Annotated in this window: 13 protein-coding genes; 5 read left to right on the top strand and 8 right to left on the bottom strand. The window is 66.5% G+C overall.

Features of this window, described 5'->3' with window-relative positions; genetic code table 11:
* Nucleotides 1–9: 9 nt before the first annotated feature.
* Nucleotides 10–642: a hypothetical protein gene (locus tag ACWDPV_RS08280; protein WP_449742548.1), complete on the top strand. Its 633-nt coding sequence runs from the start codon at nt 10–12 to the stop codon at nt 640–642.
* 16 nt (nt 643–658) lie between these two features.
* On the opposite strand, the gene ACWDPV_RS08275 is transcribed toward ACWDPV_RS08280, so the two are convergent.
* Both ACWDPV_RS08275 and ACWDPV_RS08270 read right to left on the bottom strand, forming a co-directional pair.
* A complete protein-coding gene (locus ACWDPV_RS08275) occupies nt 659–1,507 on the bottom strand; it encodes an alpha/beta fold hydrolase (RefSeq protein WP_449742547.1) in 849 nt (282 codons plus the stop codon).
* A 62-nt stretch (nt 1,508–1,569) separates the two neighbouring features.
* On the bottom strand, nt 1,570–2,400 hold the full coding sequence (locus ACWDPV_RS08270) for a helix-turn-helix domain-containing protein (protein WP_449742546.1): 831 nt from the start codon (nt 2,398–2,400) through the stop codon (nt 1,570–1,572).
* 70 nt (nt 2,401–2,470) lie between these two features.
* On the opposite strand from ACWDPV_RS08270, the gene ACWDPV_RS08265 reads away from it, so the two are divergent.
* A complete protein-coding gene (locus ACWDPV_RS08265) occupies nt 2,471–2,920 on the top strand; it encodes a DUF3224 domain-containing protein (protein WP_449742545.1) in 450 nt (149 codons plus the stop codon).
* A gap of 69 nt (nt 2,921–2,989) precedes the next feature.
* On the opposite strand, the gene ACWDPV_RS08260 is transcribed toward ACWDPV_RS08265, so the two are convergent.
* Nucleotides 2,990–5,110 carry an ArnT family glycosyltransferase gene (locus tag ACWDPV_RS08260; RefSeq protein ID WP_449742544.1) on the bottom strand — a complete coding sequence of 707 codons (2,121 nt, stop codon included), beginning with the start codon at nt 5,108–5,110 and terminating at the stop codon, nt 2,990–2,992.
* Between the two features lie 245 nt (nt 5,111–5,355).
* Between ACWDPV_RS08260 and ACWDPV_RS08255 the strand changes: the two genes are divergently transcribed.
* Nucleotides 5,356–5,922: an Rv1733c family protein gene (locus ACWDPV_RS08255; RefSeq protein WP_449742543.1), complete on the top strand. Its 567-nt coding sequence runs from the start codon at nt 5,356–5,358 to the stop codon at nt 5,920–5,922.
* Between the two features lie 424 nt (nt 5,923–6,346).
* Here ACWDPV_RS08255 and ACWDPV_RS08250 read toward each other — a convergent pair whose 3' ends face one another.
* The 3 genes from ACWDPV_RS08250 to rraA all read right to left on the bottom strand — a co-directional run bounded on the left by ACWDPV_RS08250 (nt 6,347) and on the right by rraA (nt 9,703).
* Complete coding sequence (locus tag ACWDPV_RS08250; RefSeq protein ID WP_449742542.1) at nt 6,347–7,537, bottom strand: CapA family protein; 1,191 nt, start codon at nt 7,535–7,537, stop codon at nt 6,347–6,349.
* A 78-nt stretch (nt 7,538–7,615) separates the two neighbouring features.
* Nucleotides 7,616–9,169, bottom strand: coding sequence for a succinic semialdehyde dehydrogenase (locus ACWDPV_RS08245; RefSeq protein WP_449742541.1), 1,554 nt, complete (start codon nt 9,167–9,169; stop codon nt 7,616–7,618).
* 36 nt (nt 9,170–9,205) lie between these two features.
* On the bottom strand, nt 9,206–9,703 hold the full coding sequence (gene rraA / locus ACWDPV_RS08240; RefSeq protein ID WP_449742540.1) for a ribonuclease E activity regulator RraA: 498 nt from the start codon (nt 9,701–9,703) through the stop codon (nt 9,206–9,208).
* A 148-nt stretch (nt 9,704–9,851) separates the two neighbouring features.
* Here rraA and ACWDPV_RS08235 point away from each other — a divergent pair, with 148 nt between their 5' ends.
* The gene (locus ACWDPV_RS08235) at nt 9,852–11,372 is read left to right on the top strand and encodes an alpha/beta hydrolase-fold protein (RefSeq protein WP_449742539.1); all 1,521 of its coding nucleotides are present in this window, start codon (nt 9,852–9,854) and stop codon (nt 11,370–11,372) included.
* Between the two features lie 63 nt (nt 11,373–11,435).
* Entirely contained in the window at nt 11,436–12,200 is a 765-nt protein-coding gene (locus ACWDPV_RS08230) for a glycoside hydrolase family 16 protein (RefSeq protein WP_449742538.1), read from the top strand.
* Nucleotides 12,201–12,227: 27 nt separating this feature from the next.
* On the opposite strand, the gene ACWDPV_RS08225 is transcribed toward ACWDPV_RS08230, so the two are convergent.
* Together ACWDPV_RS08225 and ACWDPV_RS08220 are read right to left on the bottom strand one after the other, a co-directional pair.
* Nucleotides 12,228–12,803, bottom strand: coding sequence for a LemA family protein (locus ACWDPV_RS08225; RefSeq protein WP_449742537.1), 576 nt, complete (start codon nt 12,801–12,803; stop codon nt 12,228–12,230).
* A gap of 42 nt (nt 12,804–12,845) precedes the next feature.
* Nucleotides 12,846–13,769 carry an alpha/beta fold hydrolase gene (locus tag ACWDPV_RS08220; protein WP_449742536.1) on the bottom strand — a complete coding sequence of 308 codons (924 nt, stop codon included), beginning with the start codon at nt 13,767–13,769 and terminating at the stop codon, nt 12,846–12,848.

Below are 13,769 nucleotides of genomic sequence, written 5' to 3'. Positions count from 1 at the left end.
GACCTCACGATGACGGAATCGGATCCTGTGGACCCCGTCGACCGACCCGCACCCGAGAACTCGGGCGCGACACCCGCCGGCGAGAAGGCCGCAGCGAAGAAGACTCCCGCGAAGAAGAGTCCGGCCGCAAAGAAGGCTCCCACCAAGAAGGCGGTCGCCAAGAAGGCTCCCGCGAAGAAAGCCCCGGCCAAGAAGGCGGTCGCCAAGAAATCCCCCGCCAAGAAGGCCCCGGCCGCCAAGAAACCGGCCCCGGGCGCCGGGACCGCACCGGCCAAGAAGGCTCCGCCCAAGACCTCACCGAACGCCGGATCTCCCGCGGCGGCACAGAATCCGGCGGCATCGTCGTCATCCCCGGAACCGCCGACCGTGGTGCCGACACCGCAAGTCGACGAGGCTCCGATCATCGAGACGCCGGTCGCCGAGACACCGGTCGCCGAGACCTCGGTTGTCGAGACGCCGGTGCCGGCGACTCCGGTCGTCGACGCCGTCGCCGAGGCCGATGCCCAGCGCGCGACGTTCGCGCAGTTGCGCGCCGGCGCCCCCACCGAACTCCCGTTCCCGATCCGCGTGCCGGTGATCGCCGCCGCGATCATCGCGGCCCTCTCGGTGATCGGGGTGCTGCTGCGGCGCCTGCGCCACTGAGCAGGATCCCAGAGCGTCAGGCGGAGTGGGCGATCCGGGCGAGGACCGCGTCGGCCACCGCGTCGGGCCGCCGCTCCGGAATCCAGTGGTCGACACCCTCGAGCACGATGAAGTCGTAGGGCGCGTCGACCATCGCCGCACATCCGCGGGCCCCCGCGCGCGACAGGTAGATGTCGCCATCGCTCCAGATGTAAGTGGTGGGAACCGTCGTCTTGCGACGCATCAGTTCCCGGTCCATGTACCGCATCGCCCGATACCAGTTGAGGCCGCCGGGCAGGGCACCGTAGTCGACGATGTCGGTGCGCAACTTATCGGCAAGTCCCTTGGGCCCGAACCTTTCTGCGCCTTCACTTGCCAACGCCTTGGGCAGTAGCCACTCCACCAGGCCGGGGATCTGAAAGACGCCTATGTACCACGACCGGAGGAGTTGCCCCCGGGGCATCGCGCGCATGTAGGCACCCGGATGCGGGACGGCGAGCGTGGTCAGCGTCGCCAACCGGTCCGGGTACCGCAAGGCCACCGCCCACGCCACTATCGATCCCCAATCATGGCCCACCAGATGTACTTTGGGAGCTTCCACGGCGTCCGCGAGGGCCACCACGTCGGCCACCAACTCGGCGATCCGATAGTCACGCACCTTCGTGGGTCGGGCCCGCGGCGAGTACCCGCGCTGATCGGGGGCGATGGTGCGCAGGCCCGCGGCGTTGAGGAGCGGGGTCACCGATCTCCAACAGTCGGCGCGCTCGGGGAATCCGTGGAGCAGGATCACCGGTATCGACGTCTCATCACCGTCGGCGATCGGGCCGGAGTCGACGACATCGAAAACGTAACCGTCCCTGCTGAATTCGGTGATCTTTCTCGGCATGCCGACCTCCACTGCCCACCCGATGACCCACTGTGTCGATTTCGGATGGTACATCGTCGGGTTCAGCGATTACGCGAGTACGCGGCCGGTGAGGTCCCGACGATCCGTGTGAATGCCCGTGTGAGATGTGCCTGATCACTGAATCCGAGGCGCACAGCCGTTTCCGCCCAGTCGATGTCACCGCCCGCATTGGCGACCGCCGCGACGTCGAGCATCCGGAATCGCTGGATGACCCATTTCGGCCCGATTCCCACGTAGTCGCCGAATTGCCGCTGCAGTGTCCGCAGGCTGACGCCGGCAAGCGCGGCCAGGTGCTCGGCCCGGGTGAGGTCCTGATCGTGTTCGGCGGCGTCCACCAGCGCTCCAACCTCCCCGATCACCGGATCCGCACGCGGCCCGAGCCGTTCCAGCCAGTCGCATGCGGCGGCGACGAGATCGGTGTCACCACGCTCCGGGTCGAGGAGTGTCGCCGCGATCGGCCGGTCGTCGACGCCCAGCACGGTCTCCAGCGGCATCACCGATCGGGTCAGAGTACTCACCGGCTCGTTCGAGAATCCGCGAAAACCACCCGGGCGGAACGCAATTCCGACGGTGTGTCCGCGACCGGCGAGGGTTCGCGAGAAATGCAGATCCCCCACCCCGTTAACGTTGAGTCGTCCGCCCTCGGCGGCGAGATGCACCACGGGTTGCGGAATCACCTGCTGCACAACAGGTGTGTCCACGGCCCAGCGGACGATCCAGATGTAATCCAGCCACAGCGCCAGGTCCGGCGTCGGCCGATGACGGGTGATCTGCAGTGGCGCGGCGCCGACGGAGGTAATGATCGCCGATCGGCCGCGTCCCTCCGGCTCATCGGTGCCACCGGCAGCGTCGGCGGATGCGTTCTCGCTCATCGCCTCCAGTGTCGGGCTTGATGTCGTGTTTGTTCAAGACCCGGCTGCGGCGACGCGGCAGCCTGAGAACATGACAACCACGACGACACACACCGCAACGGGCACATTCCAGGTGACCGCCTGGTCGGAGACCCCCGTCTACACCCGCGACGACCGCACCGTCGAAATCAGTGGCGTTGCCTACCCGGCACACGGGTTCACCCGCGCCGACGTGTCCTACGACTACTCCGGTGACGTTCACGGGACCGGCACGCTCGCCTATCTGATCGCCTACATCGAGGGCACCGAGGCCCCGACGCTCGGTCTCCAGGCCTTCGAGGGGTCCATCGACGGGCACGACGGAACACTGGTCCTGCGCCACGACGGTTCCCACGATGCCATCGGGGTGCACGAACGTCTCGACATCGTCGACGGGCTCGGCACCGGCGGCCTCGCCGACATGCGTGGCCACGCCGAGATAGAGATCGCCGGCCACAGCGACGACGGGTATCCGATCACCTTCCACTATTCGATGCGCTGAGCAATCCAGGGACGACAACAGCCGCGACCGGAATGGTCGCGGCTGTTGTGCCGGTGTCTGCCGGATGGGTCAGATCAGCTTGTAGACCGTCTGCCCGCCGACGGTGATCGCGGTGAAGTGCTCCGACACCCAGGTGGAGATCTCCGAGTTCCCGCCGGGACCGCCACCGGAACCACCGATGTAGTAGGCGATCTGGCCGTCGGCCACCATCTGCTTGAACTCATCGAGCGTCGGAGCGGGGTCACCGCTCCAACCGCCGATGGCCATCACGGCCTCACCCGAGGCGATCTCGATACCCGCTGCCGACTGCGAACCGTTGGTCGCCGCCGCCCACTTGGTGTCGGAGGCCTGGAGGAGTTTCACCAACTCGGCGCTGGTCGACGCGCCGCCGGGGCCACCCATGCCGCCACCGCCCGAACGTTGTCCGGTCTGCTGGCCGCTGCCCTGGCCGGCGGTCGAGCCCTGACCCTGGCTCTGCGTCGAACCCTGGCTCTGGCTCGAACCCTGGCCCTGCGTCGAACCCTGACCCTGCGTCGAACCCTGACCCTGATTCTGGGTCGAACCCTGACCCTGCGTCGAACCCTGGTTCTGTCCGGGCGGTGTGCCGCCTCCGCGGTTACCTCCGCCGCCGGGGCCACCCATGCCGCCACCTTCCATGGAGGTCTGGACCGCGGTCGGGATCGAGCCGCTGTGCGCGGTCGCCGCGGTGGCGATCGAGAAGGCCGCTGTTCCACCGAAACCGGCGAGTGATCCGGCGATCAGTGACGCCGCAACGAGCTTCTTGAGTCCGAGCACGGAGCCGGCGATGACGCCCACAACTGCGACCACGGCGACCACACCGATCAGCCAGCGGCACCACACCGGACCCCAGTCGTTGCGATCGAGCAGGACGATCGACCACGCGGCGGCCAGTCCGATCATCGCGGCCATCGCGATGCGGCCGTCCCAGTGGTCACGTCGACGCCAGGCGAAGACTGCTCCCATGCCGACCAGGGCGCCGATCGCCGGGGCGAGGGCCACCGTGTAGTACGGGTGGATCGTGCCGCTCATGTAGCTGAAGACCATGCCGGTCACCAGCAGCCAGCCACCCCAGGTGACGATGGCGCCGGACTCGACCCGATTCACCCCGTTGCGGTAGGAGAAGGTCGGGAAGCTGCGGATCATCAGGTACACGCCGAAGGCCACCACAAACAGGGCCACGGGCAGCAGCCAGGAGATCTCATTGCCCATCTCCGAGCTGAACAGCCGATCGAGGCCGGTGGAGCCGCCGAACGAACCGCCGGCCGTACCACCGCCACCGCCGGGCCCATTGCCCTGGCCACCGCTGATGCGTCCGACGCCGTTGTAGCCGAGGACCAGATCCATGAACGAGTTGTCGATGGAGCCACCGATGTAGGGCCGCGAACTCGCCGGCACGATCATCGTGACGACCACGAACCAGCCGGCCGAGACGACCAACGCGAGTGCCGCACCCAGCAGGTGGGCGATGCGCTTGATCCATCCGTTGTTGGCGAAGATCAGGTAGGCCAAGCCGAAGGCCGGCAGTACCAGCAGACCTTGCAACATCTTGGTGAGGAATGCGAAGCCGAGCGCCACACCGACGAGGGCCAGCCAGCGGCCGGAGTTCGTCGCGATGGCCCGCGTCATGCAATATCCGCCGGCGACCATGAGCAGGACCAGCAGCGCGTCGGGATTGTTGAAGCGGAACATGAGCGCCGCGGCCGGTGTGAAGGCGAGGACGGCACCGGCGATGAGGCCCGCGGCGGTGCCGTGACGCGGATCGGTGAAGACGCGACGCATCGTCGCGTACATCAGTGCGACGGCCAACATGCCCATGATGGCCTGCGGGGCGAGTACCGCCCACGAGTTCATCCCGAAGATCCGCACCGACAGTCCGGTCACCCACAGCGAGGCCGGCGGCTTGTCGACGGTGATGAAGTTCGACGGATCGAGGGCTCCGAAGAACCAGGCCTTCCAGCTCTCCGATCCCGCCCATGCCGCGGCGGCGTAGAAGCTGTTGCCGTAGCCGCTGGCCGAGAGATTCCACAGGTAGAGGAATCCGGTTGCGGTCAACAGTCCGGCCAGGGAGAGCTTGCTCCAGGGCACGGCACGTCGGGATCGCCGGTGCGCCGGTGGCGCGGCATCGTCGGCCGGCGGCGACGTGCTCGGCCGGTCCAGAATTGCGGTCATCACTCCTCCTGAGCGGATCGGGGTCTTTTCGCGTGCGCCGTACCGATAGGCATCACACGCACTGCGTCGAGTACCAGAGTGGGTCGCCGGGCTCCGCTGAGACTGGACACCAACTGGGAGAAGTCTGTGAACGTCGGAGTGTTCTGTTGGTCACAAAAACCACGGTCAACCGGCATTGTGGTTGGCATTGCGGCGCCCAGAGGCCAATTCTGGATACGAGAGTTCCCCTTTGTGACGAGGTTCAGATGGCGGCGCACACCACGTACCGGCGATTCGCCGCGTTCTATCCGTGGTCGACCAACCCGCTGATGCGTCGTGGCGATCGACATCTCGCCCGCGCCGGTTGGTCGGCCGTGCTGGTGACGGTACTGGCGATTCCGCTGTGCATCTGGGCGGCCACCACCACCTATGACTCGGTCACCGCCCGCGCCGATCGTGCGATCCCGGCGTCGGCGACGGTCCTCAGTGTGGTCGCGGCCGACCCGACCGCGATCGACACGTCCGCCACGGTCTCCTGGCGGAACGCCGACGGCACGCACACCGCGATCACGTCGGTACCGCACGGCACCGCGGAGGGTTCGTCGATCGACATCTGGACCACCGCCGATGGTTCCCAGCTGCAGCAGCATGCAGGCCCGTTGGAGCGGATCCTCGGTGCCGTCTGGGTCGGCATTCTCAGCTGGGCGCTGGTCTTCGCCATCATGATCGGCGCGGTTGCACTCGTCCGCCGGCGGGTGGCGCGCGCCCACGCCGATCAGTGGGACCGGGAGTGGCGTCAGGCAGGCAACGCCAACGGTTGGGCCGCGCACTAGCTGCATTTGCCGAGTTCGAATCCGACCCGAACCGAGTGCGGACGGTGGAGGGCGTGGCCGAGGCGCGAAGAAACTCGCCGACCACTCGGTAGGTAGCCGAAACTCTTTGTCCTGCAACAGAAACGGATATCCGCACGACTACGGATAAGGGACTACGGATCAGGTCAGTACTCCATCACGGAGTTGATGGACCGTCGACGTGGATCGTCGATCGAATGACTGGCTCTGCTCTTCTGCGTCAGTCGCCACCTTTGACGTAGCACCACACGACCGCGTCGGAAATCCAGGGCCATGGGTTCCTGGGTCGGTCTTCGGTGGCGGTAGGACAAATCGGGAACTCCTCGCACCTTGCTCACGTCAACGAATGCGTGCATTGCGGGAGATCATCACCCACATAACACGCTGCTACCTGCGGAAAGGCACCTCAGCCCGGACCGGCCACCACGGACGGCGATGCCGGCGGCGACGTCACCGGGCGGGGCGCCACCGGAACAAAGGCGTTGACCGCACGACCCCGCAGCGTCGGCGAGATCTCGTTGATGAAGGCCAACACCTCCCGGCCCTCCGCCGGCGGATAGGGCGTCGGGACGTAGTCGTTGTACGCCTCCGTTCGCGAGACCCGCGTCGGGATCACCCGGAAGTCGACTCCCCGAACGTCCTTGCCGGACATGTCGAATCGGGTCTGGAGGATGAACGTCCGCTTGTCCGTCGGATTGCTGTTGCCGCCGAAGGCGAAATTGCCGAACGAGTAGGCGATGAGCTTGCCGCGGTAGATCTCCATCGACTGGATCACGTGCGGGTGGGTGCCGACCACCAGATCGGCACCGCTGTCGATGGCGAGGTGGGCCAACTCGGTCTGCACGCTGTACGGCACGTGTTCGGACTCGATTCCCCAGTGCATGAACGGGATCACGACGTCGGCGCCGGCCGCGCGCAGGCGATGGATGTCGGTCACCAGTTTCCGGCGCATCGCCGGATCGTCAGTCCACGCCTGATAGCCGACGAAGCCGAACGTCACACCCTTGACCGTCGTCAGATTACGGATGTCGTAGGTCGATCCCTCACCCTCGTAGCCGGTGCCGAAGTATTCGACGCCGACGCCCCGCAACGCCGCGAGGGTGTCGTCGAAGCCGGCCTGGCCGTAGTCGAAGGTGTGATTGTTGGCGACGGTCACCACGTCGATCCCGCCCGCCGGCAGCGTCGCGGCGAGGGCAGGCTCCCCGTGGAAGTGGTACACCTCGCCCTCGCCCTTGTACCGCTGATTCAGCCGACGGGTCAGTGCCACTTCGAAATTGGCGACGGTGAGGTCGTCGGCGTCGAGGAATCGTTTGACGTTCTGGAAGAAGTAGTCGGGGCGTCGCCCGCTCTGTTCCCAGAGCGTCGGCAGCGAGTTCGAGGTGGAGAACTTGTCGTCGGTACCCAGGATGTTGTCGCCGGTGAAACTGAGGACCAGTTGCTGCTCGACGGGTGGGGGCTCGACGACCGCACTCGTCGATCCCGCGTGTATCGCCACGGCCCCGGTCGGTACCGCCGACGCCGCCGCCACGGCGACGACGACAACCGCCAGCACCACACCCACTCCGACGGCACGCCATCGGCCTCTTTCACCGAACACCCTTGCATCCAACACGATTCACGTCTCGGGCGCGCGTCGTACAAACGGTGGAAATCGGCGGTGGCGCCCTGACGCGGGTCAGCGGCCGGGCAGGTACTTCAGTGCGCGCATCGCCATCGGGGTCAGCGCACGATAGAAGTCCTTGGGGATACCCGGTGCGCGGTCGATGCCGAGGAACCGCTGTTCGGCGATCGTCTGGGGCTCGGTGTACTTGAGCAACCCCTCCTCGCCGTGACGCCGCCCGACACCGGAGATGCCCATGCCGCCCATCGGGGCGGCCGTCGACGCCCACGCCGCGGCGTATCCCTCGTTGATGTTGACGGTGCCGGCGCGCAGTTTCTCCGCGATCCGCTGGGCTTCCTCGCTGCTGCCCGCGAAGACGCTGGCGTTGAGGCCGTAGTCGGTGTCGTTGGCGAGTTTGATGGCCTCGTCGATGGTATCCACCGGATAGATCGACACCACCGGACCGAAGGTCTCGTTGCCGTAGCAGGTCATCGCGTCGGTCACGCCGGTCAGGACGGTCGGCTCATAGAAGAACGGGCCGAGATCCGCGCGGCGTTTGCCACCGGCAATCACCGTGGCGCCCTTGGACACCGCGTCCTCGACATGCGCCTCGGTGGTGTCGACCTGCGCCGCCGAGGCCAACGAACCCATATCGGCACGGAAGTCATAGGTCGCGTCCAGCTTCATGTTGCGCACGTATGCACCGAACTTCTCGGTGAATTCGTCGGCGATGATCGCGTCGACGTAGAGCCGCTCGATGGAGATGCACAGCTGTCCCGAGTTCGAGAAACAGGCCCGCGCGGCGCCCTCGACGGCCCGGTCGATGTTGGCACCGGCGGTCACGATCATCGGGTTCTTGCCGCCCAGTTCGGCGGAGAACCCGATGAGGCGTTGCCCGGCCTGCGCCGCCAAGGTCGCGCCGGTCGTCGAGGAGCCGGTGAACATCACGTAGTCGGTGGTGGCGACGATGGCATGCCCGACGACGCTGCCCGGGCCGGGAACGACGGCGAAGAGTTCCTGCGGCAGACCTGCCTCGTACAGCAACTCGGCCAGCGCCAGGGAGCAGTACGGGGTCTGGCTGTCCGGCTTGATGACGACGCCGTTGCCGGCGATGAGCGCGGCCACGGCGTCGGACACCGCGAGCGTCAGCGGATAGTTCCAGGGACTGATGACGCCGACGACGCCCTTGGGCTGGTAGCGCACCCGCACATTGGTCGCCCCCGGGATAAGGCCCTTGACCTTGTGCTCGGCCAGCGCCTTGGGCCCGACGGTGGCGTAGTGCCGCGCGGTGAGGGCGACGTCGATGACCTCTTCCTGCGCGTAGATCCGGGCCTTGCCCGACTCCGCCTGCGCGATGTCCATCAGCGAGTCGGCGTGGCGGTGCACGAGCTCGGAGAACTTCGCGATCACCTTGGCGCGGTCCGCAGCCGGCCGCGCGGCCCACCCTTCCTGCGCGACGCGCGCCCGGGCGACGGCGGTTTCGAGGTCCTGGGCCGTCCCCACCGGAATCGTGGCCATCTCGACGCCGCTGAACGCCTCGAGCACCGGACGGGTCGGACGCTTGTCGGCGTCGTCGATGGCCACCAACGCGCCCAATCGCGCGAAGTACGCAGACGTGGGTTTCGGCATGACGGGACTCCTCGGTGAGTGGTGCGGTCGGAAAGGTCAGACGGCGGCGACGAGGACGATGCCGTCGTCGTCGGAGTAGAGCGTGTCTCCGGGGGCGAAGGTGATCCCACCCAGTTCCACCGGGACATCGCGTTCACCGACACCGGTCTTGGTCGACTTGCGCGGGTTGGTGCCCAGGGCCTTCACACCGATGTCCATTCCGCCGATCGTCTTGGCGTCGCGGATCGCACCGTTGACGACGATGCCGACCCAACCGTTGGAGCGGCCGAGTTCGGCGATGAGATCGCCGACCAGCGCGGTGTGCACCGACGCGTCGCCGTCGATGACGAGGACGCCACCGGGGTTGGATTCGCCGAGGATGGACTTCAGCAGCGCATTGTCCTGGAAGCATCGGACGGTGCTGACGGTTCCGACGAACTCGCGGACGCCACCGTACTGGGTGAACTGGGTGTCGCAGCTGCGCACGTCGGCGCCGATCTCGTCGACCAGATCCGCGGTCGGGGTGAAAGTGAGCTCACTCATGCCGACCAGCATAGGTGTTACCCGCGGGCACACGTATGGCCGGTGTGAGCAGGATGACCGTCGGCGCCCCGACAGCTGAGTCACACCTGAAGTTAGCCTTACCTAATCCTTAGGGTAGGGTCGGTTCTCGCCGACCGCCGCCGAGCAAGGAGACCCGACGATGCCGCTCCGGAGCACCTCCGCCACATCCGGAATGCGTCGTCCACGAACGCGCCTTGCGGTCTGCGCCGTCGCCGTGCTCACCACCGTCGGACTGGCCACCGGCGCCGGGCAGGCCTTCGCGGTCGACCCGACCGTCGTCCGGGACGGGTGTGCGTTCACCAGCGACGCCGATCGCGCGGCCAACATCCAGACCTGCTGGGTGTGGTCGGAGTCGATGCAGACCTCGGTGACGGTCAAGATCCGGCCGTCGGATCAGGAGGCAGGCGAATCCGAACAGGCCGTGTACTTCCTCGGCCAACTCAGCGACCCGAGCACCAACGGCCGCGGCGATCTGTACGGCACCGAGTACAACCTCGTCGCCATCCCCGATTCGGCCACCACCTGGTCGGCGAACTGGCAGTCGACACCCCGCGACAACGACGGCAACGTCCTCACCACCTACGAGGGGGGCGAGTTCTATCCGGCCTGGGAGACCTTCGCCGGGGAAGAACTGCCCGCATTCCTGAATGAAGAATTCGATATCAGCACGTCGGGGAATGCCATCTCCGGCCTGTCGATCTCCGGCGGACAGGCCATCAATCTGGCGCTGAAATATCCCGACGTCTTCTCCGTCGCGGTGTCCCGTTCGGGCTATTACCAGACCGACAATATCTTCGGGTATCTCGCAGTACCGTTCATTCTCGCCACCCGACAAGGCGTGTCCAACGGCTTCGACGCCCTCTGGGGCAACCCGTTCCTACCGGGTAACACATGGGCCGCCAACGACGTCGCCGCGCGGATCGCGGCGGCGAAGGCCAACGGGCAGACCATCATCGTCTCCACCGGCAACGGCCTGCCCGCATCGCAGGCCGAGTGGGACGAGATGATGGCCCAGGGCGGGATCCTCAACGTCGCGATCGGCGTCGGCCTCGAGGTCGTGTCGTTCGCGTCGACACTGCTGCTCAACGCACAGGCCGACCTCCTGGGACTGCCCATCGAGTTCATCTACACCGACGGCGCCCACACCTGGAACCGGTGGATTCGCACCGACGCCGAAGAAGTCGCCAAACTCGAAGAGGCGCTGAAGAAGTACGCCGTCACCTCGACTGCGCCCACCTCGACTGCGCCCACCTCGACTGCGCCCACCTCGACTCCGACCGTGTCCGCACGCGCCGTATCTGCGGCGTCCCCATCGGAATCGTCCACACCGGAAGTCGATTCGGCATCGACACCCCCAGCATCGACACCCACAGCATCGACCCCGACGGCCACCGACCCCGACGAGACCGAGGACTCGCCGGCATCGTCGACGACGACATCAACACCGTCGACGACGACATCAACGCAGTCGACGCCGGCACCGACGTCCACATCCCCCTCGACCGAACAGAGTTCCGACCCGATAACCCCCGACCCCACAACCCCCGATACGTCGACGCCGACCTCGGAAAGTGTTCCGGATTCCGACGATTCCGCCGCCTCCGAAATTGCGGCTACCACATCCGCTGCACCGATAACAAAGAATGCGATTTCCGACTGAAAGAATGCGCATTCCGGCCCGGCAGCCGACAAAATACTCTGCTATGTTCTACCCGTGCCGAAAATGCGTCTGCGACCATTGGTGTCGACATTCCTTCGCCCCATTCTCACCCTCGGCGTGGTCGCCGGAGCGACGATCGCGGCCGATCCGGGCGACGCACACGCCCTCGACCTCGGATCGTCGTCATCGGCCCGGTGCACCGCAACCGCCGCCGCCCAACATGGCTGGGGCACGCCCGATCACGCCGATGACTTCAACTCGCTGAGCAACTGGCACGTCTACGAGGGCGCCGGCCATGCCGGGAACGGCAGCCGCACGCGCGACGCGGTGTCCATCTCCGACGGCGCATTGGCGATCACCTCGAGCATCAACGGCGACTCCGGTGGCGTCACCCCCACGTGGGCGGGACGCAAGTACGGCCGCTGGGAGATCTGTGCCAGAACCACCATCGCATCGCCGAATTGGCATGCGGTGGCGCTGCTCTGGCCCGACGCGGAGGACTGGCCGGTCGGCGGCGAGGTCGACTTCATGGAGATCGTCGACGCCACCCGGCAGGCGGTCCAGTACGACCTGCATTACAGCCCCCTGGACACCGTCGAATCCCACACCACCTTCGTCGACACCACCGCCTGGCACAGTTGGGCGGTGGAGTGGACACCGTCGCATATCGCGGTGTTCCGCGACGGTGTCCAGTGGGCGATCAGCACCGATCCCGCACGGTTCCCGCCGCGCGCCATGCACCTGGCCCTGCAACTCGACAACTTCGGCGGCATCATCGTCCCGACCGGGCAGATGTTCGTGGATCGGGTCGCCGAATACGGCATCTGAACCGACAACCCGGCCACCGGTACGGGTTCAGGCCGGATCGTCCCGATCACCGAAGAGTCGATCCACGTCGACCACATCCCGCACCGACACGTCGCCGATCTCGAAGTACTGCTCCGGCGTCACCCGATGCAGCGACACCACCACCGAGGCGGGCACACTGCCGATCCCGGTGTTGAGGGCGCGGACGTTGGCGTTGTAGAGGGGCCGCGCGACGACGATCCGATCCTCGGTGTCGCCGAGTTCTCGTTGCAGCGCTTCGTAACTGCGCACGACGCCGAGGTCCGGGTACTCCTCGGCCAACGCACCGAGCCGCCCGAGGGTGGCGGTCAGCGCATCTTCGGCGTCGCCCACCGCGGCGACATCGATCGCCGCGGGGCAACAGCCGGCAGTCGCAGTGCGAACACGTTGCGACAGTGGCTGCTCATCTGAATGCGGTTGTTGTTTTCCATCAGGTGTAGTGGAAGTACGTCGCGGGGTAGCACCACGAAGGTCAGTGCACTCAGCGAGTTCGAAAACGCCGACCGCGACCAGAACGGAACGCCCGCCTCTCTGCGCACTTCCTCCGCACGCACATCCGCCCCGCAACCCAGGTGCCCTCGTCACTCGTGCCTGCACGGGTAGCCACTGCACGTGGGCACCGACGAATCAGTTCTTCGGCCCGGTCGGTCCCCCGAATGGCCTCGGCAACGCCCGCACCTCGTCGATGATCCGCGCGAGTGCCTCGGGTTGGTCGAGGACGATGAAGTGTCGTGACCGGAGTGCCCGAATCGAACCGCCCAACATCCGGGCATACCGTTGCTGCTTCCACCGCCAGACCCGTTGCCACACCGACGGTCCGGACAGCGCCACCACCACAACCACCGGCACCGGCGGGATCTCGGCCACCTTCCGTATCTGGCGAAGCGCTTCGTTGATGGCCGGAAACGCCGCATTCTCCACCAGCGTGGCCAGCAACATCGACGTACCACCGAAGAGCTGTTCGGCCCACGCCTGCTCCGCGTCGCCGAACCCTTCCGGCGGTTGCGGCAGGAGGCGTGCACGCAGCAGCGCTCGGCCGTGCAGCCGAAGATCGGTGCGCCGAGCGACCTCCCGCACGACGGCGATCAACCGATGGGCGTTGGCGACGCGGAATGCGGTCGGCACCAGTCGCCATGGCAGCAGGACGAACGATCCGTCGAGCATCACCACCGCGGCAATGCGATCCGGATGTGCGCGAGCAAAGCCCTCGACGTAGAGCGAGGCCAACGAATGCCCCACCACCACCACCGGCTCGGTGACCCCCACCGCGTCGAGAACCGCACGCATGCGCTCGATTTCGTCGGCGAGCGTCGGAACATGACCGGGCGCCGGCTCCTCGGAGAAGCCGTATCCGGGGCGGTCGTAACGGATCACCCGCCGCGATCGTGCGCGCAGCCGCCAGGCGATCGCATCGAGATCGAACCAGTTGCTGCCCAGCGCCGCCATCAGCAGCACCGGATCACCGACCCCCTGATCGACGACATGTATTCTCCGACCGGCGATCTCGAAGAACTTCCCCGGCGGTTGCCGCACCGTCGTCAGATCCTGCAT

Source organism: Gordonia sp. NPDC003504, from assembly GCF_053587995.1.
This window is presented reverse-complemented; position numbering and strand designations above follow the sequence as displayed.